This window comes from Vibrio sp. 10N.222.49.C9, assembly GCF_041474985.1.
In the GTDB taxonomy this organism is placed as follows: domain Bacteria; phylum Pseudomonadota; class Gammaproteobacteria; order Enterobacterales; family Vibrionaceae; genus Vibrio; species Vibrio crassostreae_C.
The window spans coordinates 1-441 of record NZ_JBFRVD010000585.1; the positions used below are offsets into that span (position 1 = coordinate 1).

General features: G+C 45.1%; 1 protein-coding gene. It reads left to right on the top strand.

Annotated elements, in window-relative coordinates; all coding sequences use genetic code 11:
• Positions 1–441: 5'-nucleotidase C-terminal domain-containing protein (locus tag AB4585_RS24595; protein WP_372171371.1), on the top strand; the 441-nt coding region annotated here is incomplete at both ends.

A 441-nucleotide genomic window follows, 5' to 3' on the forward strand; every position in this document is an offset into this window, starting at 1 on the left:
GTCGAAGATTTCTTAGCGCCGTATCAAGAGCAAGGCCAAGAAAAATTGAATGTGAAGATCGCAGAGTCTAATGGCAAGCTGGAAGGCGATCGTAATAAAGTTAGATTTGAACAAACCAATCTAGGACGCTTGATTGCTACCGCGCACATGACTCGTGCAAAAGCTGACTTTGGCGTAATGAACTCAGGTGGCGTGCGTGATTCTATTGCACAGGGTAATATCACCTATAAAGATGTGTTAACGGTTCAACCGTTTGGCAATATCGTTACCTATGTGGACATGACGGGCGTTGAGGTATTGGATTACCTGAATGTTGTTGCATTGAAACCAACGGACTCGGGCGCTTATGCTCAGTTTGCGGGTATTTCTATGACAGTGACGAGCAAGGGTGTTACTGATGTGATGATTGGCGGCAAAGCGATTGATCCAAACGGTAAGTAT